The following is a 26,486-nucleotide window of genomic DNA, read 5'->3' as shown; positions in this document are numbered from 1 at the left end:
CCGTGGCGAGAATTGCGATCATCGGTGGCGGAAATATCGGCGAGGCCCTGCTGGCGGGGCTGTTGCAGTCCGGGCGGCAGGTCAAGGATCTGGTGGTCGCCGAGGCCAATTCGGCGCGGGCCGCGCAGCTCGCCGAGAAGTACTCCGTCCGGGTCACCGATGTCGCGGACGCCGCCGAGAACGCCGCCTATGTGATCGTGGCCGTCAAGCCCGACGCCGTCGAGGGCGTCGTCGAGACGCTGGCCGACGCGGCTGCCGGCGCCGACAGCAGCAGCGTCGAGCAGGTCGTGGTGTCGGTGGCCGCGGGCGTCCCCACGGCCTTCTACGAGGCCAAGCTGCCGGCCGGTGCGCCGGTGGTCCGGGTCATGCCGAATACGCCGATGCTGGTCGGTGCGGGCATCACCGCGCTGTCGCGGGGCCGATACGCGAACGAGGCGCAGCTGGCCGAGGTGGCGGAGATCTTCTCCGCCGTCGGCGCGGTGCTGACGGTGCCCGAGAAGCAGATGGACGCGGTGACCGCGGTGTCCGGTTCAGGCCCTGCGTACTTCTTCCTGATGGTCGAGGCCGTCGTCGACGCGGGTGTCGCGGCGGGCCTCCCGCGGCCCGTTGCAACCGAGCTGGCGGCCCAGACGATGGCCGGTGCGGCGGCCATGTTGCTCAATCGGATGGGTGATTCGGGCAGTGGTTCCGGGGTCGGTCCGCTGGACACCACCGCTGCCGAATTGCGGGCCTCGGTGACCTCTCCGGGGGGCACTACCGCCGCTGGTCTGCGGGAACTCGAACGGGGTGGGCTGCGGTCTGCCGTCGCGAGTGCGGTCGAAGCCGCAAAAACCCGGTCTGAGCAGCTAAGAATTACATCTGAGTAGTTCTAAGATTTCAGATTGATTACCCCACACCCGTCGCAATAACCACATTGGCCACGCTATTCTCCTTCTCGTAAGCACGCGTTGGTGCCAGCGGAGGGGAAGCCGCTGGAGCTGGCCGTGCCTGATTGATTGGGTTGCGATGACGTCTATGAACGGGCCATCGGCGCGTGACGGTGGCGATCAGCCACGAACGCAGTTCCTGACTGTTGCCGAGGTTGCGAGCCTTATGCGGGTAAGCAAGATGACGGTATACCGGCTGGTGCACAACGGGGAGTTGCCCGCGGTGCGTGTCGGCCGCTCATTTCGGGTGCATGCCAAGGCGGTGCACGACCTGCTCGAGTCCTCGTACCACGACGCGGGTTAGTCGCCGTCACGACTTCGGCGTGATTTGTATCGGTCAGCGATGCAGAGCACGCCGAAATCGTTGGTGAGTATGCGAATCCAGTAGGCGTTTTCGTGGCGCGATACCCGGCCGGGTAAAGTGGCGGGGTTGGTTTCACACCGATCTTCACGGATCGACGTCTAGTAGCGGAGACTTCAAAGTCTATGGGTTCAGTCATCAAGAAGCGGCGTAAGCGCATGTCGAAGAAGAAGCACCGCAAGCTGCTTCGTCGTACTCGGGTTCAGCGCAGAAAACTCGGTAAGTAAGCGCATCGGGCGGTGTCATCCGCCGATGACCTCTAGTGCCCACTAGGCTGACCAGATGGATGCCGACGGACGCCCTGGAAGCCGGCCCACCGCGCCGGGCGGAAATGATTCCGGCCCGGACATCCCAGAGACCCTGCACCACCCCAAGGTGGTGCTGGTCACCGGGGCGTGCCGGTTCCTCGGCGGATACCTGACAGCCAGGCTCGCTCAGAACCAGCTCATCGAGCGCGTGATCGCGGTCGACGCGATCACTCCGAGCAAGGACATGCTGCGGCGGATGGGCCGCGCGGAGTTCGTCCGCGCGGACATCCGCAATCCCTTCATCGCCAAGGTGATCCGGAACGGCAACGTCGACACCGTCGTCCATGCGGCGGCGGCGTCCTACGTGCCGCAGTCCGGTCGCGCTGCGCTCAAAGAGCTCAACGTGATGGGTGCGATGCAGTTGTTCGCAGCCTGTCAGAAGGCTCCGTCGGTCCGTCGGGTGATTCTGAAGTCGACATCGGAGATCTACGGGTCCAGCCCGCGTGATCCGGTGATGTTCACCGAGGACAGCAGCGCCCGCCGGCCACCGGGGGAGGGCTTCGCCCGGGACAGCATCGACATCGAGGGCTACGTCCGCGGGCTCGCACGGCGGCGGCCCGACATCGCGGTCACCATTCTGCGGTTGGCCAACATGATCGGTCCGGCCATGGACACCGCGTTGTCGAGGTATCTGGCGGGACCGCTGGTGCCGACCGCCTTCGGGCACGACGCACGGTTGCAGCTCCTGCACGAGCAGGACGCCCTCGGGGCGCTGGAACGGGCCACTCTGGTCGGACGGGCCGGCACCTTCAACATCGGGGCGCCGGGCATCATCCTGATGAGCCAGGCCATCCGCCGGTCCGGCCGCATCGGATTGCCGCTCGCCGGGCCCACGATGTGGGTCCTGGACGCCTGGCGGCGAGCGACGGCAGGCGTCGAATTGGACCGCGAACAGTCCGACTACATGCGCTATGGCCGGGTCATGGACACCACAAGGATGACGAGGGAACTCGGCCATACCCCAAAGTGGACGACCATGGAGGCTTTTGACGATTACGTTTCAGGCCGCGCGCTGACGCCCATTATCGGTCCAGGGTGGGTAGGCTCAGTAGAACGTCGTGCAGTGGCCGCAGCGCAGCGGTGGGGACGTTGATTCCGCAAGTTTTTGATGGTGGGAGATATTGACGTGGCGGGCGAATCAAAAGCCAAAGTCATTCCGCTACATTCGAATTCGACACGCGCTTCCGCGCAACGTCGTGCCTCGAGGCGGGATGCAACGCTGCGACATCCTTCGCTGTTGACCGACCCCGGGACCCGCGCATCGGCCGAGCAGATTGCTGCCGTGGTCCGTGAGATCGACCAGCACCGGTTTGCCGCATCCGGCTCCTCGGTGCCGGACGGGCCCAACGAATTGGCCCAACGTATAAGTGGCGCTGCGGATTTCATTCGCAAGCGCTTGACCGGCGACTACGTCGTCGACGAATTCGGATTTGACCAGCATCTCAACAATGCGGTGTTTCTTCCTTTGCTGCGAACGCTTTTCAACTCGTGGTTCCGGGTCGAGGTATCCGGTATCGAGAACCTGCCGGACGACGGCGCCGCGTTGATCGTGGCAAACCATGCGGGCGTATTGCCGTTCGACGGACTCATGGCGTCGGTCGCCGTGCACGACAAGCACCCCAAGCACCGGGACCTCCGACTGCTGGCCGCCGATCTGGTCTTCGACCTTCCGGTGGTCGGTCAGGCCGCGCGCAAGGCCGGACACACCATGGCGTGCACCGCCGACGCCCACCGGCTGCTGGAGGCCGGCGAGCTGACCGCCGTGTTCCCCGAGGGCTACAAGGGGCTGGGCAAGCCGTTCAAGGACCGCTACAAGTTGCAGCGGTTCGGCCGCGGTGGCTTCGTCTCGGCGGCACTGCGCTCCGGCGCGCCCATCGTGCCGTGCTCGATCGTCGGCTCCGAGGAGATCTACCCGAAGATCTGCGACGTGAAGCTGCTGGCCCGGTTGCTCGGGTTGCCGTACTTCCCGCTGACGCCGTTGTTCCCGCTCGCCGGGCCGGTCGGGCTGCTGCCGTTGCCGTCGAAGTGGTACATCCAGTTCGGCGAGCCCATCTCGACAGCCGACTACGACGAATCCGCCGCCGACGATCCGATGGTTACCTTCGAGCTGACCGACCAGGTGCGCGCCACCATTCAGCAGACGCTGTACCAGCTGCTGGCGAACCGTCGCGGCACGTTCCTCTAAATCCCGCGAGCGGCCGTGCTCGGCGGGACTTTCCGCGAGCGGCCGTGTTTGTACGCAGACACGCCGCATTGCGCGTGCATTTTGCGGCCGCTCGTCGCGCGCGAGGGGCACGCTACTGCCCGGCGTTCACCGCGTGTCGCCGTGCAAACACGGCCGCTCGCGGTAAGGGGCTCAACCCTTTTGCGCCGCAACCATTTTCGCGATGGCAGCATCGCGGGCCGCGGCGATCTGCGCGCTGACCTCGCCGGCCTCGTCGTCGTTCTGCGCCTCGCCCAGCATGGTGACGATGCTCGTCATGATCGGCTCACCCGAGTCGTCGGTGACCTCGGCGCGGATCTCGGCGATCACCGTGCCGTGCGACTCGATCACCGAATCCAGGTACGAGTCGAACCACAGCCGGTCGCCGACCTTGATCGGGCGGTGGAAGATCAGCTTCTGGTCGCGGTGCAGCACGCGCTCCAGGTTGATGGGCACGTCGAACTGGTTGAACAGCTCGAGCTGGACCCGCCGCCCCGCGACGGCGATGAACGTCAGCGACGCGATCAGGGTGTCCGAGCCGCACTCGGCGGCCCCTTCGTCAGAGAAATGGGCCGGGTGATCGTCCTTGACCGCCTGCGCGAACTCCTTGACCTTCTCGCGACCGACCTCGAAGTAATCCGGGTACCGGAAGTGGGTTCCGATGATGTCGTCCGCAATGCCCATGGCGGCTGAGCTTAGTCTGTTCGCGCCGAGAAGGACCAAATGGTCGCTGGTAGGCACGCCGCAGCCGCCATGTGGTCCTTTTCAGCGAAACCTAGTTGCTCTTACGCGACGCCATGGCCGCCAGCGCCCCGCCGACCGCACCCAGGGCCAGCGCCGACGGCACGCCGATGCGGGCGGCCTTGCGGGCGGTCCGGAAGTCGCGGATCTCCCAACCGCGTTCGCGGGCGACGTCGCGCAGCGCGGCGTCGGGGTTGATGGCCACGGCCGTACCGACCAGCGACAGCATCGGGACGTCGTTGAAGCTGTCCGAGTACGCGGTGCAGCGGCGCAGGTTCAGGCCCTCGCGAATGGCGAGCTGACGCACCGCGTGCGCCTTGCCGACGCCGTGCAGGATGTCGCCGACCAGCCGGCCGGTGAAGACCCCGTCGACCGACTCGGCGACGGTGCCGAGCGCACCCGTCAACCCCAGCTTGCGGGCGATGGTCTGGGCCAGCTCCATGGGTGTCGCGGTGACGAGCCAGACCTGCTGGCCGGCGTCGAGGTGCATCTGCGCCAGCGCCCGGGTGCCCTGCCAGATCTTGTCGGCGATGATCTCGTCGTAGATCTCGTCGCCGAGCGCTTCGAGCTCCGCGGTCTGGCGGCCCTCGATGAACGACAGAGCCTTGCGGCGGCCGGCGGCGACGTCGTCGCTGTTCTCCTTGCCGGTCACCTGGAACTTGGCCTGCGCGTAGGCGAACCGGGCCAGGTCGGAGTACTTGAAGTAGTCGCGGGCGGCCAGGCCGCGGGCGAAATGCACCAGCGACGAGCCGTGCACCAGCGTGTTGTCGACGTCGAAGAACGCGGCCGCGGTGAGGTCGGGCGGCGGCGGGAGCGCCGGGGCGACGGGTTCGTCGGCTCCCGAATCCTGGTCGGCGGCCTCCTGATCGGGGCCGTCGTCAGCGCCGGCGGGCACGGGCTCGTCGGCTGTCAGGGGGCTGGATTCGGACACGGTTCAACAGTAGGTCACGCCATACTGATGCGCGTGGATCGATCAGGGAACAGCCACCGCGTGACGTTGCTCACCCGGGCCGGCTGCAGCATGTGCGAGCGCGCGGCGGCTCAGCTGGTGGAGCTGTCGGACGAGCTCGGATTCGTCCTGACGAGCACGGACGTCGACGTCCTGGCTGCTGCCGGTGATACCGCGCTACGTGCGGAATTCGGTGACCGGCTGCCCGTGGTGCTGCTCGATGACATTGAGCACAGCTACTGGGAGGTCGACGAGGAGCAGTTGCGGGCCGACCTCGCAGGCTGACCCGGGCAATCAGGCCGCTGGCGAGCACGTACCCGGGGATTCGGCAGACGTATAGCAAATTTGGTCGGCGGGCCGGTGAGCGGCTAGCTTTGAATGCGTTCCTGCGGCCAGACGAGGCCCGGGAAACCTTCCTGCGCTACGGAGGTGCTACGAGGTGATGAGGCCGTGAGCGTACTGCTGTTCGGGGTTTCGCACCGCAGCGCGCCGGTTTCGGTGATCGAGCAGCTCAGCACCGATGAGGCCGAACAGGCCAAGATCATCGAGCTGCTGCTGCAGTCCTCTCTGGTCACCGAGGCCATGGTGCTCTCCACCTGCAACCGGGTCGAGGTCTATGCCGTGGTCGACGCCTTCCACGGCGGGCTCTCGGTGATCGGTTCGGTGCTCTCCGAGCGGTCGGGCATGTCGCTGCAGGACCTCACCAAGTACGCCTACGTGCGGTACGCCGAAGCGGCCGTCGAGCATCTGTTCGCGGTGGCCAGCGGCCTGGATTCGGCCGTCATCGGCGAGGCGCAGGTGCTGGGCCAGGTGCGCCGGGCCTACACGTCCGCCGAAGCCCACCAGACCGTCGGCCGCACCCTGCACGAACTGTCGCAGCGCGCGCTGTCGGTCGGCAAGCGGGTCCACTCCGAGACCGGGATCGACGCCGCGGGCGCCTCGGTGGTGTCGGTGGCGCTGGACATGGCCAAGACCAAGCTCACCTCCCTGACCGGGCTGACGGCTGCCGTGATCGGTGCCGGCTCCATGGGTGCCCTGGCCGCTGCGCACCTGACGCGCGCCGGGATCGCCCGCGTCGAGGTGGTCAACCGCTCGCTGCCGAGGGCCGAGCGCATGGTCGAGAACTTGAAGGCCCAGGGCGTCGACGCGGCCGCGCACACGCTCGAGGACATCGCGGTCGCACTGGCCAACGCCGACGTCGTCGTCGCATGTACCGGCGCGGTGCGTCCGGTGGTCTCGTTGGCCGATGCGCACCGCGGACTGATGAACCGCCCGGAGTATCGCCAGCTTGTGATCTGCGACCTGGGCATGCCCCGTGACGTCGACGGTGCGATTGCCGGCCTGCCCGGCGTGCACATGATCGACATGGACCGCATCCAGCGGGAACCGTCGGCCCGGGCGGCTGCCTCCGATGCCGAAGCGGCGCGCTCGATCGTCGCCGCGGAGGTCGCCAGCTACCTGGCCGGCCAGCGGATGGCCGAGGTCACCCCGACCGTCACCGCCCTGCGCCAGCGGGCCGCCGACGTCGTCGAGGCCGAGTTGTTGCGGCTCGACAACCGGGTTCCGGGACTCGACGCCACCCACCGCGACGAGGTCGCGAAGACCGTCCGCCGGGTGGTCGACAAGTTGCTGCACGCGCCGACGGTGCGGGTCAAGCAGTTGGCCAGCGCGCCCGGCGGTGACAGCTATGCCGAGGCGCTGCGCGAGCTGTTCGAGCTCGACCCGCAGGCCATCGACGCCGTGTCCGCCGGCGAACTGCCCTTGGTGGCACCAGATTTGGCGGCAGGCGAGCCGCAACCCCATCACGACAAGGCTGAGTAATCTCACTTGGTAACTACCCTCGAAAACGTTGTCCGGATCGGCACCAGGGGCAGCCTTCTGGCTACCACGCAGGCCGGCACCATCCGTGATGCCCTGATAGCTCTGGGGCAGCCCGCGGAGCTGGTCATCATCAGCACCGACGGTGACCGGTCCCAGGCGCCGGTCGCCGAGATCGGCATCGGCGTCTTCACCGCCGAGCTGCGGCACGCCATGGCCGACGGCCGGATCGATGTCGCGGTGCACTCGTACAAGGATTTGCCGACAGCGCCCGACGAGCGCTTCGTCATCGCGGCCGTGCCGCCGCGCGAAGACCCGCGGGATGCCTTGGTGGCGCGCAACGGAATGGTGCTGGGGGAGTTGCCGGCCGGCTCGGTGATCGGCACGTCCAGCCCGCGACGGGCGGCACAGCTTAGAGCACTGGGTCTCGGTTTGGAAATCCGCCCCCTACGAGGCAACCTAGATACCAGGTTGAACAGGGTAAGTAGTGGTGATCTCGACGCTGTTGTCGTCGCCCGAGCGGGTCTGGCCCGTATCGGACGGCTCGACGTCGTCACCGAGAGCCTCGAGCCGGTGCAGATGTTGCCAGCGCCGGCGCAGGGCGCCCTCGCGGTCGAGTGCCGAGTGGGTGACACCGAGCTGGCGACGCTGCTGGGAAAGCTGGACCATCCCGACACGCGCGCCGCGATCACCGCAGAACGCGTCCTGTTGGCCGAACTGGAGGCGGGTTGTTCCGCGCCGGTGGGTGCGATCGCTGAAGTGGTCGAGTCCATCGACGAGGACGGCCGAGTCTTCGAAGAGCTGTCGTTGCGCGGTTGCGTGGCGGCGCTGGACGGATCCGACGTGATCCGGGCGTCCGGGATCGGGACACCCGAACGGGCACGGGAGCTGGGGCTCTCGTTGGCCGCGGAGTTGTTCGACCTGGGTGCGCGCGACGTGTTGGATCAGCGGACTGTAGAGCGGGAGTGAGAGATGACGACCCGAGTGCGTAAGCAGCACAAGCCTGGCCGCATCACCTTTGTCGGTTCCGGCCCCGGTGACCCGGGCCTGTTGACGACGCGTGCGCGGAACGTCTTGGCGCATGCGGCGTTGGTTTTCACCGACCCTGATGTGCCCGAGGCGGTGCTGGCGCTGATCGGTACCGATCTGCCGCCGACGTCCGGGCCGCACCCGGCCGACGCCGAGCCGGCCGCCGAACCGAAGGCTGACGAGGCCGCGGCCGACAAGGCCCCGGCCGCCGCGCCGACTATGACGTTCCCGCACGGTGTCGACGTCCGTCCCGCGCTGGGCGACCCCACCGAGGTGGCCAAGCTGCTCATCGCCGAGGCGAAGACCGGCGTCGACGTGGTGCGTCTGGTCGCCGGCGACCCGCTGTCGGTCGACTCCGTCATCACCGAGGTGAACGCGCTGGCCAAGACCGCGGCGCACTTCGAGCTGGTGCCCGGCCTGCCGTCGTCGACGGCGGTGCCGACCTACGCGGGCCTGCCCGTCGGTTCGTCGCACACCGTGGCCGACGTCCGTGGTGACGTCGACTGGGCCGCGCTGGCTGCGGCTCCCGGGCCGCTGATCCTGCACGCGACGGTGTCGCACCTGCCGGACGCCGCCCGCACCCTGATCGAATACGGCCTCACCGACAGCACCCCGTGCGTCGTGACGGCCAACGGCACCACCTGCCAGCAGCGGTCCATCGAGACCACGCTGGCCGGGCTGCTGGACAAGGCCGTGCTGGAGAAGCCCGTCGGCCCTGAGCCGGTCGGTCCGCTGGCGGGCCCGCTGGTCGTGACCATCGGCAAGACCGTGGCGCACCGGGCCAAGCTGAACTGGTGGGAGAGCCGCTCGCTGTACGGCTGGACCGTGCTGGTGCCGCGCACCAAGGACCAGGCCGGCGAGATGAGCGATCGACTGGTGGGCCACGGCGCCCTGCCGATCGAGGTGCCGACCATCGCGGTCGAGCCGCCGCGCAGCCCCGCCCAGATGGAGCGTGCGGTCAAGGGTCTGGTCGACGGCCGCTTCCAGTGGGTCGTGTTCACCTCCACCAACGCGGTGCGTGCGGTGTGGGAGAAGTTCAACGAGTTCGGTCTGGACGCCCGCGCGTTCTCCGGTGTGAAGATCGCGTGTGTCGGTCAGGCCACCGCGGACAAGGTGCGCGCGTTCGGCATCAACCCCGAGCTGGTGCCCGCCGGTGAGCAGTCGTCGCTGGGCCTGCTGGACGAATTCCCGGACTACGACGACATTTTCGACCCGGTGAACCGTGTGCTGCTGCCGCGTGCCGACATCGCCACCGAGACGCTGGCCGAGGGCCTGCGCGAGCGCGGCTGGGAGATCGAGGACGTCACGGCCTACCGCACCGTCCGGGCGGCACCGCCACCGGCGCACACCCGCGAGATGATCAAGACCGGTGGTTTCGACGCCGTGTGCTTCACCTCGAGCTCCACGGTGCGCAACCTGGTCGGTATCGCCGGAAAGCCGCACGCCCGGACCATCGTCGCCTGCATCGGCCCGAAAACCGCTGAAACCGCAGCCGAATTCGGCCTGCGCGTGGACGTGCAGCCGGAGACCGCCGCCGTCGGCCCGCTGGTCGAGGCGCTGGCCGAGCACGCCGCTCGCCTGCGCGCCGAGGGTGCGTTGCCGCCTCCGCGCAAGAAGAGCCGGCGCCGCTAAACTCGATCGAAACGGCATTCCAGCAGGCGGGTACTCGCACTCTGCCTGCCGGAATGCGGTTTCGGCGAACGAGGAGGCATTCCTGTGTCCTATCCACGGCATCGGCCGCGGCGACTGCGGACCACCCCGGCATTGCGCCGTCTGGTGTCCGAAACCTCGCTGGAGCCACGGCATCTGGTGCTGCCGCTGTTCGTCGCCGACGGGCTCGCCGAGCCGCGTCCGATCAGCGCGATGCCCGGTGTCGTGCAGCACACCCGGGAGTCGCTGCGCCGCGCCGCGGCCGAAGCCGTCGAGGCCGGTGTCGGTGGGCTGATGCTGTTCGGCATCCCGTGCGACGGTGACAAGGACGCCACCGGCTCCGAGGGCGTCAACCCCGACGGCATCCTGAATGTCGCGCTGCGCGACCTGAATTCGGACCTGGGCGACGCGACGGTGCTGATGGCCGACACCTGCCTGGACGAATTCACCGATCACGGGCATTGCGGCGTGCTGGACGTGCACGGCCGCGTCGACAACGACGCCACCAACGAGCAGTACATCAAACTCGCCGTGGCGCAAGCGCATTCGGGCGCACACGTCGTCAGTCCCAGCGGCATGATGGACGGTCAGGTCGCGGCGATCCGCGACGGGCTGGACCACGCCGGGCACAGCGATGTCGCGATCCTGGCCTACGCCGCCAAATTCGCGTCGGCGTTCTACGGCCCGTTCCGCGAGGCGGTCGGCTCGAGCCTGCAGGGCGATCGTCGTACCTACCAACAGGATCCGGGCAACGCCCGCGAAGCGGTGCGCGAAATCGAGCTGGACCTCGCCGAAGGCGCCGACATGGTGATGGTCAAGCCGGCGATGAGCTACCTGGACGTGGTGCGCGCCGCTGCCGAGATTTCGCCGGTACCCGTTGCGGCGTACCAGATTTCGGGTGAGTACGCGATGATCAGCGCAGCCGCCGCCAACGGCTGGATCGACCTGCGGTCCTCGGTCCTGGAGTCGCTGGTCGGCATTCGGCGCGCCGGCGCCGACATCGTCCTCACGTACTGGGCGACGGACGTCGCGGGCTGGCTGCGGTGAACCCACTCAACCCGCACGACCCGAAGAACCCCTACCACCCGCAGTACCCGCCGCAGCAGGGTCCGGGGCCCGACGGGCCCGCACCCGAGCCGCAGGAGATGCCGCAGGACGTCGTCACCGGTTTCTGGCTGTGGACGGCCGCGCTGCCGCTGTCGGTGATCGGCTACGTCATCAACCTGCTGACGACGCCCGAGCGGGAGGTGTCGGGCTACGCGTACGCGGTGTCCGGCCTGATGCTGTTCATCATCGTGGTCCTGGTGGCCACGTTCCTGGTGCTGCTGCGCCAGCGCTACCGGTGGGCGCGCAGCATCCTCACCGGCGGGTCGGCGGCCACGATCCTGTACCTGACCACCAACCTGTTCGCCAACTACCACGGTGCGGCCGCGGCGCTGGGCTACGCGGTGTGCGGCATCGGCGGCGCCGTGCTGATCGGCGGCGGCGTGTACCTGCTGCACCGCCCCGATTCGAACGCCTACTTCGTCCGCTAACCACCCGCGAGCGGCCGTGTCTGTACGGCGGCGCGCCGCGCGAAGCGTGAATTTCGGGGCCGCTCGCGGGCGCCCAGGTCGACGTGAACGCACATGTGGCCCGCTAGGCTGGCCCGGATATGACTGAGCCCACGCCCTCCGCGCCCGCCCGACCGCAGGCCGTCACGGTCGCTTTCTGGTGCTGGGTGGTGGCCGCGGTGCTGCTGATGGTCGGCGGCATGTTGACCGCCACCGCGGAGGTGCCCGCCGCCTACCGTGGCCTGGTTCTGGGCTTCGGCGCCATCACCGCCCTCGCCGGCGCCGCCATGGCTTTTTCCGCCGGCCGGGCCCGCTCGGGGGACAACCGGTTTCGTCGGGCCGCGGTCGCGTTGTCCATGGCGATCGTGATCGTCGTCGGCCTTCTCGCGCTGCTGGGAGTGGCGCAGCTGCTGTCGTTGTTGGCGCTGCTGCCGTTGATCGGCGGGACGGTCTCGATCACCCGGCCGGCGGCGCAGACGTGGTTCGACGGAAAGGCCAACGCATGACGGACGCGCCGACTGACACCGACGCCGAGCAGATTCTCTTCCACGAGGTCGGTGCCAGCTGGTGGTGGTTGGCGCTCGGTCCGTTCTCCGGTGCCTCCATCGCGGCGATGCAGTTGTGGTCGGCGCACCGGGTGGACCCGTTGGTGCCGGTGGTGTTCCTCGTCCTGGTCACCGGGTTCCTGGGGTTGCAGGTCAAGGCGGCGCGGCTGCACACCTCGGTCGAGCTGACGCCCGAGTACCTGCGGCAAGGCACCGAGTCCGTGCGGGTCGCGGACATGATCGGGATGTTCCCGGAGGCCAGAGGCGCTGACGTGCCCCGCTGGCAGTCGTACCGGGCGTTCGGGGAGCTCACGGGCGTTCCGCGCGGCCGCACCGGGATCGGCGTCAAGCTGACCGGTGAGCGCAGCGGGCAGGCCTGGGCGCGGCGCCATCGCGGGTTGCGGGCCCAGCTGGAGGCGTTGGGTGTGCGCGAACTCGGCGAGGACAACGACGAATGAGCCGCGACAAGATCGTGGCCGCCGGTGCGCTCGTGGTCGCGGTGCTGGCGGCCGTCGGCGCCGTGGTGAGTTGGCTGGCCGCGTCGTCGATCGCCGACGTCGCGCCGGTGATTCCCGGCGAGCCGGTGAAGACGTCGGTGCTCTATGACCCGTCGCTCATCACGCTGTCCTTGTTGCTGGCGGCCTTGGCCGGGGTGCTCGCCGTAGTAGGTACCGCGAGGTGGCGGCGCGCCAAGTAGTGTGTCGCCCATGTCTTTTTCGCTGGAACTGTCTGCCGACGTCTGCCAGGTCCGGGACTGGGTTCACGAGTTCGCTGCAGACGTGATCCGTCCCGCCGCCGAAGAGTGGGACGAGCGCGAAGAGACGCCCTGGCCGATCCTCCAGGAGGCGGCCAAGGTCGGCCTGTACTCCATGGAGTTCTTTGCTGCTCAGACTGCCGAGGAGACCGGGCTCGGCATGCCCGTCGCCGTCGAAGAGCTGTTCTGGGGCGACGCCGGAATTTCGATGTCGATCATGGGCACCGGTCTGGCTGCCGCGTCACTGGCGGCCAACGGCACCATGGAACAGCTGGGTGAGTGGCTGCCCCAGATGTACGGCGACATCAACGATCCCAAGCTGGCCGCGTTCTGTTCGTCGGAACCCGGTGCGGGATCGGATGTTTCGTCGATCATCACGCGGGCGCGGTACGACGAGGCCACCGACGAATGGGTACTCAACGGGACAAAGACCTGGGCCTCCAACGGCGGAATCGCCAACGTGCACATCGTCGTTGCCTCGGTTTACCCGGAATTGGGATCGCGTGGCCAGGCCAGCTTCATCATCCCGCCGGGCACCAAGGGCTTCAGTCAGGGACAGAAGTTCAAGAAGCACGGCATCCGGGCGTCGCACACCGCCGAGGTCGTGCTCGACGACGTCCGCTTGCCGGGCCGCCTGATCGTCGGCGGCCGAGAGAAGTTCGAGGAGCGGGTGGCCCGCACCCGTGAGGGCAAGAGCTCAGCGGGCCAGGTCGCGATGAAGACGTTCGAGCGGACGCGGCCGACCGTCGGGGCCATGGCGCTCGGGGTGTCCCGTGCGGCGTACGAGTACGCGCTCGGGTACGCACAGGAGCGCGAGCAGTTCGGTCGCAAGATCGGGGACTTCCAGGCCGTCGCGTTCAAGCTGGCCGACATGAAGTGCCGCATCGACGCGGCGCGGCTGCTGGTGTGGCGAGCCGGCTGGATGGCGCGCAACAACCTGCCGTTCGAGAACGCCGAGGGCTCCATGGCGAAGCTCGTCGCCAGCGAGACCGCGGTCTACGTGACCGACGAGGCCATCCAGATTCTGGGCGGCAACGGCTACACCCGCGACTACCCGGTGGAGCGGTGGCACCGCGACGCCAAGATCTTCACGATCTTCGAGGGCACCAGCGAGATTCAGCGGCTGGTGATGTCCCGCGCGATCACGGGGTTGCCGCTCAAATAGGAGTTGTTACAGAGTGCAAAATTTGTAACACTGTTCCGCATGACCGAACTTGCGGAACAGTCCGAGCTGGTCGACGGGGCGAGCGGAGCGACGGGGAAAGCCGACGCGCTGCCATTGGGGCCGGACTCGCTGGTGTGGAAGTACTTCGGCGACAACCGGATGTACCTGATCGGCCCGCGGCCGGCGGTGCTGCAGAACATGCTCGCCCAGCTGGGCCAGGGTGTGCTGGACCATTCGGTGTTCTTCGCGGACACCTCGGCGCGGATCAAGCGCTCCCTGCCGCCGATCTTCCGCACCGTCTACGGCACCGACGACGCCAACACCGGCACCCAGGTCCGCGACTTCCACCGCGAGATCAAAGGCGACATGCCCGACGGGAGCCGCTACCACGCGCTCGACCCGGAGACCTACTACTGGGCGCACGCGACGTTCGTCGAGCAGGTGCTCTATTTCGCGGACACCTTCGTCAAGCGGCTGACCGATGCCGAGAAGGAGCAGATCTACCTCGAGTCCAAGACCTGGTACCGCCGCTACGGCGTCAGTGACCGGCCCATGCCGGCCACCTACGCCGAATTCGAGGAGTACTGGGACCGGATGATCAACGAGGTCGCGGTGCCGCACAAGACGGCCCGGTACGGCGTCGGCTATGTGACCAAAGGCTTTCCGGCGCCCAAGGCCGTCAACCCGGCGGTGTGGCGCGTCATCGCGGTGGTGTTCAACCCCGTCGCGGCGTTCCTGACCACCGGTGGGCTCCCGCCGCGGGCGCGGGACCTGCTGGAGCTGCCCTGGTCCGACCGGCAGGAGCGCGCCTACCAGCTGTTCGCCGCTGCCTGGCGCACCAAGCCGGTGAACTGGGTGTGGGACCGGTTGCCGATGTCGGTGCGGTACAACAGCTTTGCGCAGAAGGGCTATGCGCGTGCCCGCTGACGCGACGGCCGCGATCCTCGACGCCGCGCTCGTCGAGTTCGAGCAGCACGGCTTCCGCCGCGTCGCGCTCGACGATGTGGCGCGCCGGGCCGGCGTCAGCCGCACCACCATCTACCGGCGGTTCGCGAACCGCGACGAGCTGGTGGCCGCCGTCGTCGAGCGCGAGAACGTCGTGCTGTTCGACGACATCGCGCGCGAGCTGAAAGAGGCTGGGCCGCAGTCGAATCTGTATGTCGAGGCGTTCACGCTGTCGATCCTGCGGTTCCGGCGGCACCGCGTCCTGAACCGGATGATGACCGACGAACCCGCGCTCGTCATCGAACTCATGCAGCGCCACTACGGCGCGGCGGTCGGCCGGATGGCGGCGGCGTTGCGTGTCATCTTCCCGGACGGGTTCGCCGACCGGATCGGCGAGCAGGCCGTCAACGACCTGGCCGACACCATCTTGCGCTACGCCGCGATGGTGCTGCTGTTGCCGAGCGTCGAGGCGCTCGACAGCGCCGAGGAGATCCGTGCTTTCGCCGCACGGCATTTCGTGCCGAGCCTGCCGCCCGCGCTGCAAGGACAGGCGGGCAAGCCGGCTGCGGAGTCGATGCGCTGACCGCGACCTAGTGCGCGACGGGCTTCTCGGCGCCCACGCCGGTCAGCGACCGCACCTCCATCTCGGCACTCCGCTCGGGGTCCCCGGTGTCGGACGACGTCAGTGTGCCGATGATGCCGAGCAGGAACGCCAGCGGGATGGACACGATGCCCGGGTTGGCCAGCGGGAAGAACGCGAAGTCCGCACCCGGGATCATCGCCGTCTTGCTGCCCGACACGGCGGGGGAGAACACGATCAGCACGATGGTCGAGATCAGGCCGCCGTACATGCTCCACAGCGCGCCGCGGGTGTTGAACCGCTTCCAGTACAGCGAGTACAGGATCGTGGGCAGGTTGGCCGCGGCCGCCACTGCGAACGCCAGGGCCACCAGGAACGCCACGTTCTGACCGTTGGCCAGGATGCCGAGCCCGATCGCGAACACGCCGAGCACGACCGCGGTGATCCGGGATACCCGCACCTGTTCGTCCTCGGTCACCTTGTGGGACTTGAGGACTGAGGCGTAGATGTCGTGCGCGAACGAGGCCGACGCCGTGATGGTCAGGCCGGCCACGACCGCGAGGATCGTCGCGAACGCCACCGCCGAGATGACCCCGAGCAGGATCACGCCGCCCAGTTCGAATGCCAGCAGCGGAGCCGCGGAGTTCACTCCACCGGCCGCCTTGAGGATCCGGTCCGGGCCCACCAGGGCGGCCGCGCCGTACCCGAGCACCAGCGTGAAGAGGTAGAAGGCACCGATCAGCGCGATCGCCCAAACCACCGACCGCCGAGCCTCTTTCGCGGTCGGCACGGTGTAGAAGCGCATCAGCACGTGCGGCAGGCCCGCGGTGCCCAGCACCAGCGCCAGGGCCAGCGACACGAAGTTGATCTTCGAGGTGAGCGAACCGCCGTACTGTGCGCCCGGGGCCAGGACGTCGCGGCTCGACACGCCCTTGGTGGTGGCGTGCGAGATCGCGGACTGCGCCGATCCGAGGATGTCGGAGAAGTTGAACCCGAACTTGCCGAGCACCATGACCGTCATCAGCGCGGCGCCCGTGATCAGCAGCACGGCTTTGATGATCTGCACCCACGTGGTGCCCTTCATGCCGCCGACCAGCACGTAGACGATCATCAGGACGCCGACGACGGCGATGACGATCGACTGGCCGCCGCGGCTCTTCACGTCGAGCAGCAGGGCGACGAGACCGCCCGCCCCGGCCATCTGGGCCAGCAGGTAGAACAGCGACACCGTCAGCGTCGAGGTGGCCGCCGCCAGCCGGACCGGGCGCTGCTTGAGTCGGAAGCTCAGTACGTCGGCCATGGTGAATCTGCCTGTGTTGCGCAGCAATTCGGCCACGAGCAGCAACGCCACCAGCCAGGCGACCAGGAAGCCGATGGAGTACAGGAAGCCGTCATAGCCGTAGACGGCGATGGCTCCGGCAATGCCGAGGAAGCTCGCGGCCGACAGGTAGTCGCCGGCGATGGCGATGCCGTTCTGCGGACCGGAGAAACCGCGGCCGCCGGTGAAGAACTCGTCGGCGGTGGCGTTGCGCTTGCTGGCCTTGATGACCACGACCATCGTCACGATGACGAACACACTGAAGATGCCGATGTTGGCGACGGGGTTGCCGACGGTCGCGGCGGCGAGAACGGTGGTGTGCATCAGGCGCCCTCGAGCTCGTCACGGATGGCGCTGGCCCGCGGGTCGAGCTCGCGGTTGGCGAAACGCACGTACAGCCCGGTGATGACGAACGTCGTCAGGAACTGGCCCAATCCGATCAACAGTCCGACGTTGATGTTGCCGAACACCCGGATGGCCATGAAGTCATGGGCGAAGGCCCCGAGTGCGACGTAGAGGCCGTACCACACCAGGAAGAACGCGGTCATCGGAAACACGAAGCGGCGCAGCCTGGTTCGCAATTCCTGGAACTCGGGGCTGGCTTGCATGGCGAGGAACTGCTCCCCGGTGGGGGCAACCCTCTCGGGACGGTCGGTTTCGGGCACCGATGGCTCCTGGCAGTTGGCTGTGAGGTGAATCGGGCATGAACCTAATTGAGAGCTGGGTCACCCGCGACCGGTATCGCGTTGTGTTCACCGAATTCGGCCTCGGAGTGCTGCGCTACGGTCGGCGGCAGCCACATCGAGAGAAGGACTCAGGGATGACCAGCGAGCCAGGTTCGGCGTTCGACGCCGGGATCACCACCCGCCGCCAGGTGATGGGCGACGAGTTCGTCGACCGCGCGCTGGCCCGCACCAGCGGCACCGAGTCGGAGCCGATCCAGCGCTTCGTCACCGAGCACGTCTGGGACGCGGTGTGGAACCGGCCGGGGCTGAGCCGCCGCGACCGCAGCCTGCTCAACCTCGGCATGCTGACCGCGCTGCGCGCCCACGAGGAACTCGCCGGCCACGTGCGGGGCGGCCTCAACAACGGCCTCACCCGCGAGGAGATCGTCGAGGCGATCATCCACGCCACGGGCTACTGCGGCGCGCCCGCGGCGCTGAGCGCGATGCGCGTGGTGCAGCAGGTACTGGACGAAACGCGCTAGGCCCGGCGCAACAGCACCGCCTGCTCGAAAGGCAAGCGCGGGAACACCTTACGTAGCGCTCCGGTGACGAGCGGGGCCGCTTCTTCCTTGCTCACCACCCGCGGGTCGACGACGTCGTAAGTCTGGCCGCGCCGGGTGAGCTTGCCGCCGCCGGACTTCGTGATGTTCTTGAGCCAGTCGCGGTCGGGGCCGTAGGTCAGCAGGATGGCGAAGCCGTCGGCGGTGGTGAACACCGTGAGCGGCGTGCGGAACGTCTTGCGGGACTTGCGCCCGACGTGCTCGAGGATGACGAACGTCGGCGCGCGGCCGGCCCACAGCCGTTGGATGGGGTTGGTGACTCGACGGTTGAACCGGGCGACCGACTGCGGAATCTGCATGTCCCCATCGTGCGCCATCGTGGTTGGGGCGGCCAGGGAAGCGAGTAAAGTTACCGACCGGTAGCGGCGACGACGCTGTGTCGCACACCAGCCCGTAACCCGCTGATTCATCTCCGAGGAGGAATGCATGCCTGCGCCCGCCAACGCTGACGCCCGCCGGATCTATGACCTGGAGCGCAGCCGCGTATTCCACTCGTGGTCGGCCCAGGGGAAGCTCGACCCGATGGTTTTCACCGGCGCCGAGGGTAGCTACCTCATCGACGGTGACGGCAACCGTCTCCTCGACTTCTCGAGCCAGCTCGTCTACACCAACATCGGCCACCAGCACCCCAAGGTCGTCGCCGCCATCGCCGAGCAGGCCGCCAAGCTGTGCACCATCGCGCCGCAGCATGCCAACGAGGCCCGCGCCACGGCCGCCGACCTGATCTGCCAGGTCGCCCCCGAGGGCTTCAACCGGGTGTTCTTCACCAACGGTGGCGCCGACGCCGTCGAGCACGCCATCCGCATGGCCCGCGTGTACACCGGCCGCTACAAGACGTTGTCGACCTACCGCAGCTACCACGGCGGCACCGCGCTGACGGTCAACCTCACCGGCGACGTCCGCCGCTGGGGCAACGACTACGGCACCGAGGGCACCACGCACTTCTTCGGCCCGTTCCTGTACCGCAGCCAGTTCAATTCGCTGACGCAGGAGGAAGAGTCCGAGCGCGCCCTGGCGCACCTGCGGTCGGTCATCGAGTTCGAAGGCCCGAGCGCGTTCGCCGCGATCATCCTCGAGTCGGTGCCCGGCACCGTCGGCATCATGCCGCCGCCGCCCGGCTACCTGCAGGGCGTGCGCGAGCTGTGCGACCAGTACGGCATCGTGATGATCCTCGACGAGGTCATGGCCGGTTTCGGCCGCACCGGCAAGTGGTTCGCGCTCGACAACTACAACGTCACCCCGGACCTCATCACGTTCGCCAAGGGCGTCAACTCCGGCTACGTCCCGCTCGGCGGCGTCATCGTCAGCGACAAGATCCTCGAGCGCTTCCTGGACCAGCCGTACGGCGGCGGCCTCACCTACTCGGGCCACCCGCTGGCGTGTGCGGCGTCCGTCGCGACCATCACGGCGATGCACGACGAGAAGATCGTCGAGAACGCCGAGCTGATCGGCACCGACGTGTTCGGTCCGGGCCTGGCGGCGCTGGCCGACAAGCACGACATCATCGGTGACGTCCGCGGTCTGGGCGTGTTCTGGGCCGTCGAACTGGTCAAGGACCGCGCCACCAAGGAGCCGCTGGCGCCGTACGGCGGTTCGTCGCCCGAGATGGGTGCCATCAACGCGCGGGCCAAGCAGAACGGCCTGTTGCTGTTCATGAACTACAACCGCTTCCACCTGGTGCCGCCGTGCAACATCAGCATCGACGACGCCAAGCGCGGGCTGGACATTCTGGACGATGCGCTGAGCGCGGTATAGCCATACGCTTTGGCGCATGGCCTACCTCAAGCCGCCGTGGTTCGTCGTCCATGTCTTCAACCCGATCGCGCGGCTGACCGGTATCGGTGGCAGCCAGACCCTGACGGTCACCCGAAGCTCGAACCATGTGCCACAGCGCATCCCGGTCGTCGTGCCGGAGGTGGCTGGGGTGAAGTACCTGGTGTCGACGCGTGGCGAGTCGGCGTGGGTGAAGAACGTCCGGGAGAACCCGGTGGTGGCGCTCGGCAAGAAGAACTACCTGGCCAGTGAGGTACCGGTGGCGGACCGGGCGCCGATCATCGCGGCGTACCGGCCGCTGGCGGGCAAGGTCGTCGAGCAGTACTGGCGCGAGCTGCCCGACGACGCCGACCACCCGGTCTTCAAGCTGACGCCGCAGAACTAGCGGACGTACCGCGACGGTGCACACAGATCGCCTTCCCGGCTGTTCTGGCGCTCTGGCGGCACGTTGGGGGAGACGTCGGCGTGTCGGCTCAGGCGTGTCGTATCTCTGATGACACGTGCGATCTCAGCCCGTCAACTTTCCTTGACGTCAAGGAAAGTTGACGGCTCCGGGCGAAAGGTGTCGGGGGAGAGCCTCACAGGAGTGGCCCGTGTGGCTGGTGGGGTAGCCCGTGGGTTGCCCGCTGTCGACATTGACCAATTGGCTGCTCGGGCGTCCTGTCGAGCGACCATTTCGCCCATCTCGGCTGTCACCGGCCGCGGACCCACGCCAACGTGAGCCAGCTCCTACACCCTGTAGTTGGTCCATTCGCGCGCGGCTGGGACACTGGTGGCCATGCGCTCTACCGACGTCTCCGCGAAACTGTTCGCCGACGCGTCGACCGTGATCCCCGGCGGGGTCAACTCGCCTGTGCGGGCCTTCAGCTCGGTCGGCGGTACCCCTCGCTTCATCACCTCGGCCAATGGCTACTGGCTGACCGACGCCGACGGCAACCGGTACGTCGACCTGGTGTGCTCGTGGGGGCCGATGATCCTGGGCCACGCCCACCCGGCCGTCGTCGAAGCGGTGCAGACCACGGCCGTCAACGGCCTGTCGTTCGGCGCCCCGACGCCCGCCGAGACCGAGCTGGCGCGCGAGATCATCGACCGGGTCGCGCCCGTCGAGCGCATCCGCTTCGTGAACTCGGGCACCGAGGCCACCATGAGTGCCATCCGGCTGGCCCGCGGCTTCACCGGCCGGCCCAAGATCATCAAGTTCTCCGGCTGCTACCACGGCCACAGCGACGCCCTGCTGGCCGACGCCGGCTCCGGCATCGCGACGCTGGGGCTGCCGTCGTCGCCGGGCGTCACCGGGGCGGCCGCCGCCGACACCATCGTGCTGCCGTACAACGACGTCGAGGCGGTGCGCCAGGCCTTCGCCGCGGCCGGTGACCAGATCGCCTGCGTCATCACCGAGGCCAGCCCCGGCAACATGGGCACCGTCCCGCCGGCCGCGGGCTACAACGCCGCGCTGCGGCAGATCACCGCCGAGCACGGCGCGCTGCTCATCATCGACGAGGTGATGACGGGCTTCCGCGTCAGCCGTGGCGGCTGGTACGGACTCGATCCCGTCGCCGCCGACCTGTTCACGTTCGGCAAGGTGATGAGCGGTGGCCTGCCGGCCGCCGCGTTCGGTGGCCGCGCCGAGGTGATGGAACGCCTCGCCCCGCTGGGCCCCGTTTACCAGGCCGGGACGCTGGCGGGGAACCCGGTCGCTATGGCCGCGGGCCTGGCCACGCTGCGCGCCGCCGACGACGCCGTCTACCGTGCCCTCGATGCCAACGCCGACCGGCTGTCCGGGCTGCTGTCCGACGCGCTCACCGAAGCCTCTGTGGCGCACCGGATTTCGCGTGCCGGAAACTTCCTGACGGTGTTCTTCGGCGACGCGCCCGTCACCGACTTCGCATCCGCCAAGGCGACCGAGACCTGGCGCTACCCGGCGTTCTTCCACGCCCTGCTCGACGCCGGGATCTACCCGCCGTGCAGTGCCTTCGAAACCTGGTTCGTCTCGGCCGCACTCGACGACGCTGCGTTCGACCGGATCGCCGACGCGCTGCCCCCTGCCGCGCAGGCCGCCGCCCAAGCTCAGGAGCCCGCATGACCGACAAGACGATCGTGCACGTGATGCGGCACGGCGAGGTCCACAACCCGGACAAGATCCTCTACGGCCGCAAGCCCAATTTTCATCTGTCCGAGCGTGGGCAGGCACAGGCCGCGGCGGTCGCCGGCTGGCTGGCCGAGCGCGACATCGTCTACGTCGTTGCTTCGCCGCTGGAGCGCGCGCAGGAGACGGCGACGCCCATCGCGGCCCGGCACGGACTGCCCATCGACACCGATCCCGAGCTCATCGAGTCGACGAATGTGTTTGAGGGACAGCGCGTCTCGCCGGGTGACGGTGCCCTGCGCGACCCGCGGAACTGGTGGCACCTGCGCGACCCCAAGACCCCGTCGTGGGGCGAGCCGTACAAGCACATCGCGGCGCGCATGACGGCCGCGGTGGACCGCGCCCGGATCAAGGGCATGGGGCACGAGGCGGTGTGCGTCAGCCATCAGCTGCCGGTGGAGACGCTGCGCCGCGCGATGCTCGGCAAGAACCTGCACCACTTCCCGACCAAGCGGATGTGCAACCTGGCGTCGGTGACGTCGTTCTACTTCCATGGCGACCAGATGGTCGGCTGGGGATATTCGGAGCTGGCCGGACAGTGACTTCGCTGGTGGCCCGTGCCGGGGCAGTGATGGCGGCCGTCCTGACGACGGCCGTGCTGCTCGTCGGCTGCTCCACCGGTGACGACGCCGTCGCGCAGGGCGGCACCTTCGAGTTCGTGGCGCCGGGCGGCAAGACCGACATCTTCTACGACCCGCCGGCGAACCGCGGCAAGCCGGGTGCGGTGCGCGGTCCGTCGCTCACGGATCCGTCGAAAACCTTGTCCCTGGAAGACTTTTCCAGCCAGGTCGTGGTGATCAACGTGTGGGGTCAGTGGTGTGGCCCGTGCCGCTCGGAGATCGCCGAGCTGGAGAAGGTGTACGAGCAGACCAAGGCGCAGGGCGTCGCGTTCCTCGGCATCGACGTGCGCGACAACAACCGGCAGGCCGCCGTTGACTTCGTCGTCGACCACAAGGTGACGTTCCCGTCCATCTACGACCCGGCGATGCGCACCATGATCGCGTTCGGCGGCAAGTACCCGACGACGGTCATCCCGTCGACGCTGGTGCTCGACCGTCAGCACCGGGTGGCCGCGGTGTTCCTGCGGGAACTGCTGGCCGAGGACCTCAAGCCCGTCGTCGAGCGGCTCGCCAAAGAGGGCAAGGCATGACCGGATTCGCCGAAACCGCAGCCGCCGGACCGCTGTTGGTGGCGCTCGGGGTGAGCGTGCTGGCCGGACTGGTGTCGTTCGCCTCGCCGTGCGTGGTGCCGCTGGTCCCCGGGTACCTGTCGTATCTGGCTGCGGTGGTCGGTGTGGATGACGCTGAGGGGACAACAAAAGTGCGTACCGCGCGCTGGCGTGTGGCCGGCGCCGCGGCGCTGTTCGTCGCGGGCTTCACCGCGGTGTTCCTCATGGGCGCGGTCGCGGTGCTCGGCCTGACCACGACGCTCATCGCCAATCAGCTTCTGCTGCAACGCATCGGCGGCGTCATCACGGTGCTGATGGGCCTGGTGTTCATCGGACTGGTGCCGGCGTTGCAGCGTCAGGTGCGGTTCACGCCGCGCCAGGTGTCGACGGTCGTCGGCGCGCCCTTGCTGGGTGCGGTGTTCGGGCTGGGGTGGACGCCGTGCCTGGGCCCGACGCTCACCGGCGTCATCGCGGTGGCCTCGGCCAGTGACGGCGCCAGCGTCGCCCGCGGCGTCGCGCTGGTGATCGCGTACTGCCTGGGTCTCGGAATTCCGTTCGTGCTGTTGGCCTTCGGGTCGGCCCGCGCGGTGCAGGGCCTGGGCTGGCTGCGCCGGCACACCCGCGCCATCCAGATTTTCGGCGGTCTGCTGCTGATCGTCGTCGGCACCGCGCTCGTCACGGGCGTGTGGAACGACTTCACCTCGTGGGTGCGCGACGCCTTCGTCAGCAACGTGAGGCTCCCGATCTGATGGCACGGGTTTTCGCGCTGTTCCGCAACACCTGGCGGACGCTGACGTCGATGGGCACCGCGCTGGTGCTGCTGTTCCTGCTGGCGCTTGGCGCCATCCCGGGCGCGCTGCTGCCGCAGCGTTCGCTCAACGCCGGCAAGGTCGACGAGTACCTGGCGCAGCATCCGACGATCGGGCCGTGGCTCGACAAGGTGCAGGCGTTCTCGGTGTTCTCGAGCTTCTGGTTCACCTCGATCTACGTGCTGCTGTTCATCTCGCTCGTGGGCTGTCTGACGCCGCGCATGATCGAGCACGTCCGCAGCCTGCGCGCCGTGCCGGTACCCGCGCCGCGGAACCTGGCACGGCTGCCCAAGCACGCCGAAGCCGCCGTCCCCGGCGAGCCCGACGCCGTCGCCGACCGGATGGCCGCCCGGCTCAAGGGCTGGCGCCAGACCACCCGCACACTGGACGACGGCGCGCGCGAGATTTCGGCAGAGAAGGGCTACCTGCGCGAGTTCGGCAACATCGTCTTCCACTTCTCGCTGCTGGGCCTGCTGGTGGCCATCGCGTTCGGCAAGATGTTCGGTTACGAGGGCAACGTCATCGTCATCGCCGACGGCGGGCCCGGGTTCTGCTCGGCGTCGCCGGCCGCGTTCGACTCGTTCCGTGCCGGCAACGTCGTCGACGGCACGTCGCTGCACCCCAGCTGCCTGCGCGTACACGACTTCGACGCCCGGTACCTGCCCAGCGGGCAGGCCACGGCCTTCGCGGCGAACATCGACTACCAGGAGGGCGCCGACCTGGTCAGCGGCACCTGGCGGCCGTACCGGCTGGAGGTCAACCACCCGCTGCGGATCGGCGGCGAACGCATCTACCTGCAGGGGCACGGCTACGCGCCGACCTTCACCGTCACGTTCCCGAACGGCCAGACCCGCACGTCGACAGTGCAGTGGAAGCCCGAGAACGCGCTGACACTGCTGTCCTCGGGCGTCGCGCGCATCGACCCGCCGGGCGGCAGCTACCCCGACGACCGCGAGCGGCGCAAGCATCAGATCGCCATCCAGGGGCTGTTCGCCCCGACCGCCGAGCTCGACGGCAAGCTGCTGTCCTCGAGCTTCCCGGCGATGAACGCGCCCGCGGTGGCCATCGACATCTACCGCGGCGACAGCGGCCTGGACAGCGGTAAGCCGCAGTCATTGTTCTCGCTGGACCCCAGCCTCATCGAGCAGAAGCGGCTCACCAAGCAGGCGCGCGTCAACCTCAAGGCCGGCGAGCAGACCAAGCTGGACGACGGCACCGTCATCAAGTTCGACGGCGCCGTGCCGTTCATCAACGTGCAGGTGTCGCACGACCCGGCGCAGGTGTGGGTGCTGGTGTTCGCGCTGACGATGATGGCGGGGCTGCTGGTGTCGTTGGTGGTGCGCCGCCGCCGCATTTGGATTCGGATCGTGTCGGCCGGGCCGGGTACCGTCGACGTCGAGCTCGGCGGCCTGGCCCGCACGGACAACTCGGGGTGGGGCGACGAGTTCGAGAAGCTCACTGAGCGGTTGATTGAGGACAAGCGATGAATACAGAGCACATCGACATCGACCTGGCCCGGTACTCGGACTGGGCCTTCACCACGTCGGTCGTGGTGCTGGTCGGTGCCCTGCTGCTGCTCGCGGTCGAGTTGGCGTACAGCCGGGGCCGCAAGGTCGAGAGTCGGGAACTGGTCGGGGTGGGCGCCGACAGCATGACGCCGGGCGTCGTGATCGACGACCCGACGCGCACGGCCGACGAGCGCATCGGCCGGGTCGGCCTGGCCCTCGTGTACGTCGGCATCGCGATGCTGTTCGCGTGCATCGTGCTGCGCGGCCTGGCCACCACGCGCGTGCCGTGGGGCAACATGTACGAGTTCATCAACCTGACCAGCTTCTGCGGGCTGATCGCGGCGGCAGTCGTCCTGCGCAAGCCGCAGTTCCGCGCGCTGTGGGTTTTCGTGCTGGTGCCCGAGCTGATCCTGCTGTCGGTGTCGGGGAAGTGGCTGTACACCAACGCCGCGCCCGTGATGCCCGCGCTGCAGTCGTACTGGCTGCCCATCCACGTCTCGGTGGTCAGCATCGGTTCCGGCGTGTTCCTGGTCGCCGGCGTCGCCAGCATCCTGTTCCTGCTGAAGATGTCGCCGCTGGCCGTGCAGGACAACGGCTTTGGTCGCATGATCCAGCGCCTGCCCGATGCCCAGACCCTGGACCGCATCGCCTACCGCACCACGATCTTCGCGTTCCCGATCTTCGGGTTCGGCGTCATCTTCGGCGCCATCTGGGCCGAGGAGGCGTGGGGCCGCTACTGGGGCTGGGACCCCAAGGAGACGGTGTCGTTCGTCGCCTGGGTCGTCTACGCCGCGTACCTGCACGCCCGGTCCACCGCGGGCTGGCGTGACAAGAAGGCGGCATGGATCAACGTCGTCGGCTTCGTGGCGATGGTGTTCAACCTGTTCTTCATCAACCTGGTGACGGTCGGCCTGCACTCGTACGCCGGCGTCGGCTGAGCCGACAGATCAGA

The 26,486-nt window shown here is 68.1% G+C and carries 31 protein-coding genes; 26 read left to right on the top strand and 5 right to left on the bottom strand.

Going from position 1 to position 26,486, the window contains the following annotated elements; genetic code table 11:
- The first annotated feature begins 2 nt into the window (after nucleotides 1-2).
- The 5 genes from proC to EB75_RS10715 all read left to right on the top strand — a co-directional run bounded on the left by proC (nucleotide 3) and on the right by EB75_RS10715 (nucleotide 3,780).
- A complete protein-coding gene (proC, locus tag EB75_RS10735) occupies nucleotides 3-866 on the top strand; it encodes a pyrroline-5-carboxylate reductase (protein WP_174557653.1) in 864 nt (287 codons plus the stop codon).
- A gap of 139 nt (nucleotides 867-1,005) precedes the next feature.
- Nucleotides 1,006-1,230 (top strand): cell division/environmental response transcriptional regulator, encoded by a 225-nt coding sequence (locus EB75_RS10730; protein ID WP_029105159.1) that lies wholly within the window; start codon nucleotides 1,006-1,008, stop codon nucleotides 1,228-1,230.
- 182 nt (nucleotides 1,231-1,412) lie between these two features.
- A complete protein-coding gene (locus tag EB75_RS10725; protein ID WP_003402602.1) occupies nucleotides 1,413-1,514 on the top strand; it encodes a 30S ribosomal protein bS22 in 102 nt (33 codons plus the stop codon).
- Between the two features lie 55 nt (nucleotides 1,515-1,569).
- Nucleotides 1,570-2,688: an SDR family oxidoreductase gene (locus EB75_RS10720; protein ID WP_073695377.1), complete on the top strand. Its 1,119-nt coding sequence runs from the start codon at nucleotides 1,570-1,572 to the stop codon at nucleotides 2,686-2,688.
- A 15-nt stretch (nucleotides 2,689-2,703) separates the two neighbouring features.
- Nucleotides 2,704-3,780 carry a lysophospholipid acyltransferase family protein gene (locus EB75_RS10715; protein ID WP_502689359.1) on the top strand — a complete coding sequence of 359 codons (1,077 nt, stop codon included), beginning with the start codon at nucleotides 2,704-2,706 and terminating at the stop codon, nucleotides 3,778-3,780.
- Between the two features lie 171 nt (nucleotides 3,781-3,951).
- Here EB75_RS10715 and EB75_RS10710 read toward each other — a convergent pair whose 3' ends face one another.
- Both EB75_RS10710 and EB75_RS10705 read right to left on the bottom strand, forming a co-directional pair.
- Nucleotides 3,952-4,482: an FAS1-like dehydratase domain-containing protein gene (locus EB75_RS10710; protein ID WP_073695375.1), complete on the bottom strand. Its 531-nt coding sequence runs from the start codon at nucleotides 4,480-4,482 to the stop codon at nucleotides 3,952-3,954.
- Between the two features lie 91 nt (nucleotides 4,483-4,573).
- Nucleotides 4,574-5,470, bottom strand: a complete 897-nt coding sequence (locus tag EB75_RS10705; RefSeq protein ID WP_142239534.1) for an HAD family hydrolase — start codon at nucleotides 5,468-5,470, stop codon at nucleotides 4,574-4,576.
- A 33-nt stretch (nucleotides 5,471-5,503) separates the two neighbouring features.
- Here EB75_RS10705 and EB75_RS10700 point away from each other — a divergent pair, with 33 nt between their 5' ends.
- From EB75_RS10700 to EB75_RS10645, 12 genes are all read left to right on the top strand, one after another.
- The gene (locus EB75_RS10700; protein ID WP_286150146.1) at nucleotides 5,504-5,773 is read left to right on the top strand and encodes a glutaredoxin family protein; all 270 of its coding nucleotides are present in this window, start codon (nucleotides 5,504-5,506) and stop codon (nucleotides 5,771-5,773) included.
- 165 nt (nucleotides 5,774-5,938) lie between these two features.
- Nucleotides 5,939-7,309 (top strand): glutamyl-tRNA reductase, encoded by a 1,371-nt coding sequence (locus tag EB75_RS10695; RefSeq protein WP_073695373.1) that lies wholly within the window; start codon nucleotides 5,939-5,941, stop codon nucleotides 7,307-7,309.
- A gap of 6 nt (nucleotides 7,310-7,315) precedes the next feature.
- Nucleotides 7,316-8,275, top strand: coding sequence for a hydroxymethylbilane synthase (gene hemC, locus EB75_RS10690; RefSeq protein WP_073695372.1), 960 nt, complete (start codon nucleotides 7,316-7,318; stop codon nucleotides 8,273-8,275).
- A 3-nt stretch (nucleotides 8,276-8,278) separates the two neighbouring features.
- A complete protein-coding gene (locus EB75_RS10685) occupies nucleotides 8,279-9,967 on the top strand; it encodes a bifunctional uroporphyrinogen-III C-methyltransferase/uroporphyrinogen-III synthase (RefSeq protein WP_020101204.1) in 1,689 nt (562 codons plus the stop codon).
- Nucleotides 9,968-10,051: 84 nt separating this feature from the next.
- Nucleotides 10,052-11,032 (top strand): porphobilinogen synthase, encoded by a 981-nt coding sequence (hemB, locus tag EB75_RS10680; protein ID WP_073695371.1) that lies wholly within the window; start codon nucleotides 10,052-10,054, stop codon nucleotides 11,030-11,032.
- Entirely contained in the window at nucleotides 11,029-11,520 is a 492-nt protein-coding gene (locus EB75_RS10675; protein WP_083612152.1) for a hypothetical protein, read from the top strand. Before hemB ends, EB75_RS10675 begins: the two co-directional genes overlap by 4 nt.
- Before the next feature lie 119 nt (nucleotides 11,521-11,639).
- Nucleotides 11,640-12,044 carry a hypothetical protein gene (locus EB75_RS10670; RefSeq protein WP_020101207.1) on the top strand — a complete coding sequence of 135 codons (405 nt, stop codon included), beginning with the start codon at nucleotides 11,640-11,642 and terminating at the stop codon, nucleotides 12,042-12,044.
- Complete coding sequence (gene mce1N, locus EB75_RS10665; protein ID WP_073695370.1) at nucleotides 12,041-12,541, top strand: transport-regulating membrane protein Mce1N; 501 nt, start codon at nucleotides 12,041-12,043, stop codon at nucleotides 12,539-12,541. The genes EB75_RS10670 and mce1N overlap by 4 nt, the downstream gene beginning before the upstream one ends.
- Complete coding sequence (locus EB75_RS10660; protein WP_073695369.1) at nucleotides 12,538-12,780, top strand: hypothetical protein; 243 nt, start codon at nucleotides 12,538-12,540, stop codon at nucleotides 12,778-12,780. Before mce1N ends, EB75_RS10660 begins: the two co-directional genes overlap by 4 nt.
- Before the next feature lie 10 nt (nucleotides 12,781-12,790).
- Nucleotides 12,791-14,002, top strand: coding sequence for an acyl-CoA dehydrogenase family protein (locus EB75_RS10655; protein WP_064858690.1), 1,212 nt, complete (start codon nucleotides 12,791-12,793; stop codon nucleotides 14,000-14,002).
- Between the two features lie 39 nt (nucleotides 14,003-14,041).
- Complete coding sequence (locus tag EB75_RS10650; protein ID WP_073695368.1) at nucleotides 14,042-14,929, top strand: oxygenase MpaB family protein; 888 nt, start codon at nucleotides 14,042-14,044, stop codon at nucleotides 14,927-14,929.
- Nucleotides 14,913-15,530 carry a TetR/AcrR family transcriptional regulator gene (locus EB75_RS10645; RefSeq protein WP_073695367.1) on the top strand — a complete coding sequence of 206 codons (618 nt, stop codon included), beginning with the start codon at nucleotides 14,913-14,915 and terminating at the stop codon, nucleotides 15,528-15,530. The genes EB75_RS10650 and EB75_RS10645 overlap by 17 nt, the downstream gene beginning before the upstream one ends.
- 7 nt (nucleotides 15,531-15,537) lie before the next feature.
- Here EB75_RS10645 and EB75_RS10640 read toward each other — a convergent pair whose 3' ends face one another.
- Nucleotides 15,538-17,169, bottom strand: a complete 1,632-nt coding sequence (locus tag EB75_RS10640) for a monocarboxylic acid transporter (protein WP_073695366.1) — start codon at nucleotides 17,167-17,169, stop codon at nucleotides 15,538-15,540.
- Nucleotides 17,169-17,510 carry a DUF485 domain-containing protein gene (locus tag EB75_RS10635; protein WP_073695365.1) on the bottom strand — a complete coding sequence of 114 codons (342 nt, stop codon included), beginning with the start codon at nucleotides 17,508-17,510 and terminating at the stop codon, nucleotides 17,169-17,171. Before EB75_RS10635 ends, EB75_RS10640 begins: the two co-directional genes overlap by 1 nt.
- Before the next feature lie 155 nt (nucleotides 17,511-17,665).
- Here EB75_RS10635 and EB75_RS10630 point away from each other — a divergent pair, with 155 nt between their 5' ends.
- Nucleotides 17,666-18,052, top strand: coding sequence for a carboxymuconolactone decarboxylase family protein (locus EB75_RS10630; protein ID WP_064858689.1), 387 nt, complete (start codon nucleotides 17,666-17,668; stop codon nucleotides 18,050-18,052).
- Here the strand turns inward: EB75_RS10630 and EB75_RS10625 are convergent.
- On the bottom strand, nucleotides 18,049-18,429 hold the full coding sequence (locus EB75_RS10625; protein ID WP_073695414.1) for a nitroreductase family deazaflavin-dependent oxidoreductase: 381 nt from the start codon (nucleotides 18,427-18,429) through the stop codon (nucleotides 18,049-18,051). The genes EB75_RS10630 and EB75_RS10625 overlap by 4 nt on opposite strands.
- A 127-nt stretch (nucleotides 18,430-18,556) precedes the next feature.
- On the opposite strand from EB75_RS10625, the gene EB75_RS10620 reads away from it, so the two are divergent.
- The 8 genes from EB75_RS10620 (at nucleotide 18,557) to ccsB (ending at nucleotide 26,472) form a co-directional block, all read left to right on the top strand.
- The gene (locus tag EB75_RS10620) at nucleotides 18,557-19,885 is read left to right on the top strand and encodes an aspartate aminotransferase family protein (protein ID WP_064858637.1); all 1,329 of its coding nucleotides are present in this window, start codon (nucleotides 18,557-18,559) and stop codon (nucleotides 19,883-19,885) included.
- Between the two features lie 16 nt (nucleotides 19,886-19,901).
- Entirely contained in the window at nucleotides 19,902-20,288 is a 387-nt protein-coding gene (locus EB75_RS10615; protein WP_073695364.1) for a pyridoxamine 5'-phosphate oxidase family protein, read from the top strand.
- Between the two features lie 393 nt (nucleotides 20,289-20,681).
- Nucleotides 20,682-21,986, top strand: coding sequence for a glutamate-1-semialdehyde 2,1-aminomutase (hemL, locus tag EB75_RS10610; RefSeq protein ID WP_073695363.1), 1,305 nt, complete (start codon nucleotides 20,682-20,684; stop codon nucleotides 21,984-21,986).
- A complete protein-coding gene (locus EB75_RS10605; RefSeq protein WP_073695362.1) occupies nucleotides 21,983-22,591 on the top strand; it encodes a histidine phosphatase family protein in 609 nt (202 codons plus the stop codon). Before hemL ends, EB75_RS10605 begins: the two co-directional genes overlap by 4 nt.
- 29 nt (nucleotides 22,592-22,620) lie before the next feature.
- Nucleotides 22,621-23,199, top strand: a complete 579-nt coding sequence (locus EB75_RS10600) for a TlpA disulfide reductase family protein (protein ID WP_073695413.1) — start codon at nucleotides 22,621-22,623, stop codon at nucleotides 23,197-23,199.
- Nucleotides 23,196-23,966 carry a cytochrome c biogenesis CcdA family protein gene (locus EB75_RS10595; RefSeq protein WP_073695361.1) on the top strand — a complete coding sequence of 257 codons (771 nt, stop codon included), beginning with the start codon at nucleotides 23,196-23,198 and terminating at the stop codon, nucleotides 23,964-23,966. Before EB75_RS10600 ends, EB75_RS10595 begins: the two co-directional genes overlap by 4 nt.
- Nucleotides 23,966-25,513 carry a cytochrome c biogenesis protein ResB gene (gene resB, locus EB75_RS10590; RefSeq protein WP_073695360.1) on the top strand — a complete coding sequence of 516 codons (1,548 nt, stop codon included), beginning with the start codon at nucleotides 23,966-23,968 and terminating at the stop codon, nucleotides 25,511-25,513. The genes EB75_RS10595 and resB overlap by 1 nt, the downstream gene beginning before the upstream one ends.
- The gene (gene ccsB / locus EB75_RS10585; protein WP_061004047.1) at nucleotides 25,510-26,472 is read left to right on the top strand and encodes a c-type cytochrome biogenesis protein CcsB; all 963 of its coding nucleotides are present in this window, start codon (nucleotides 25,510-25,512) and stop codon (nucleotides 26,470-26,472) included. The genes resB and ccsB overlap by 4 nt, the downstream gene beginning before the upstream one ends.
- The last annotated feature ends 14 nt before the right edge of the window (nucleotides 26,473-26,486 follow it).

Source organism: Mycobacterium sp. ST-F2 (assembly GCF_001905655.1).
In the GTDB taxonomy this organism is placed as follows: Bacteria; Actinomycetota; Actinomycetes; order Mycobacteriales; family Mycobacteriaceae; genus Mycobacterium.
Note: the sequence above shows the minus strand (reverse complement) of the source record. Positions and strands in the feature narration are given on the sequence as shown.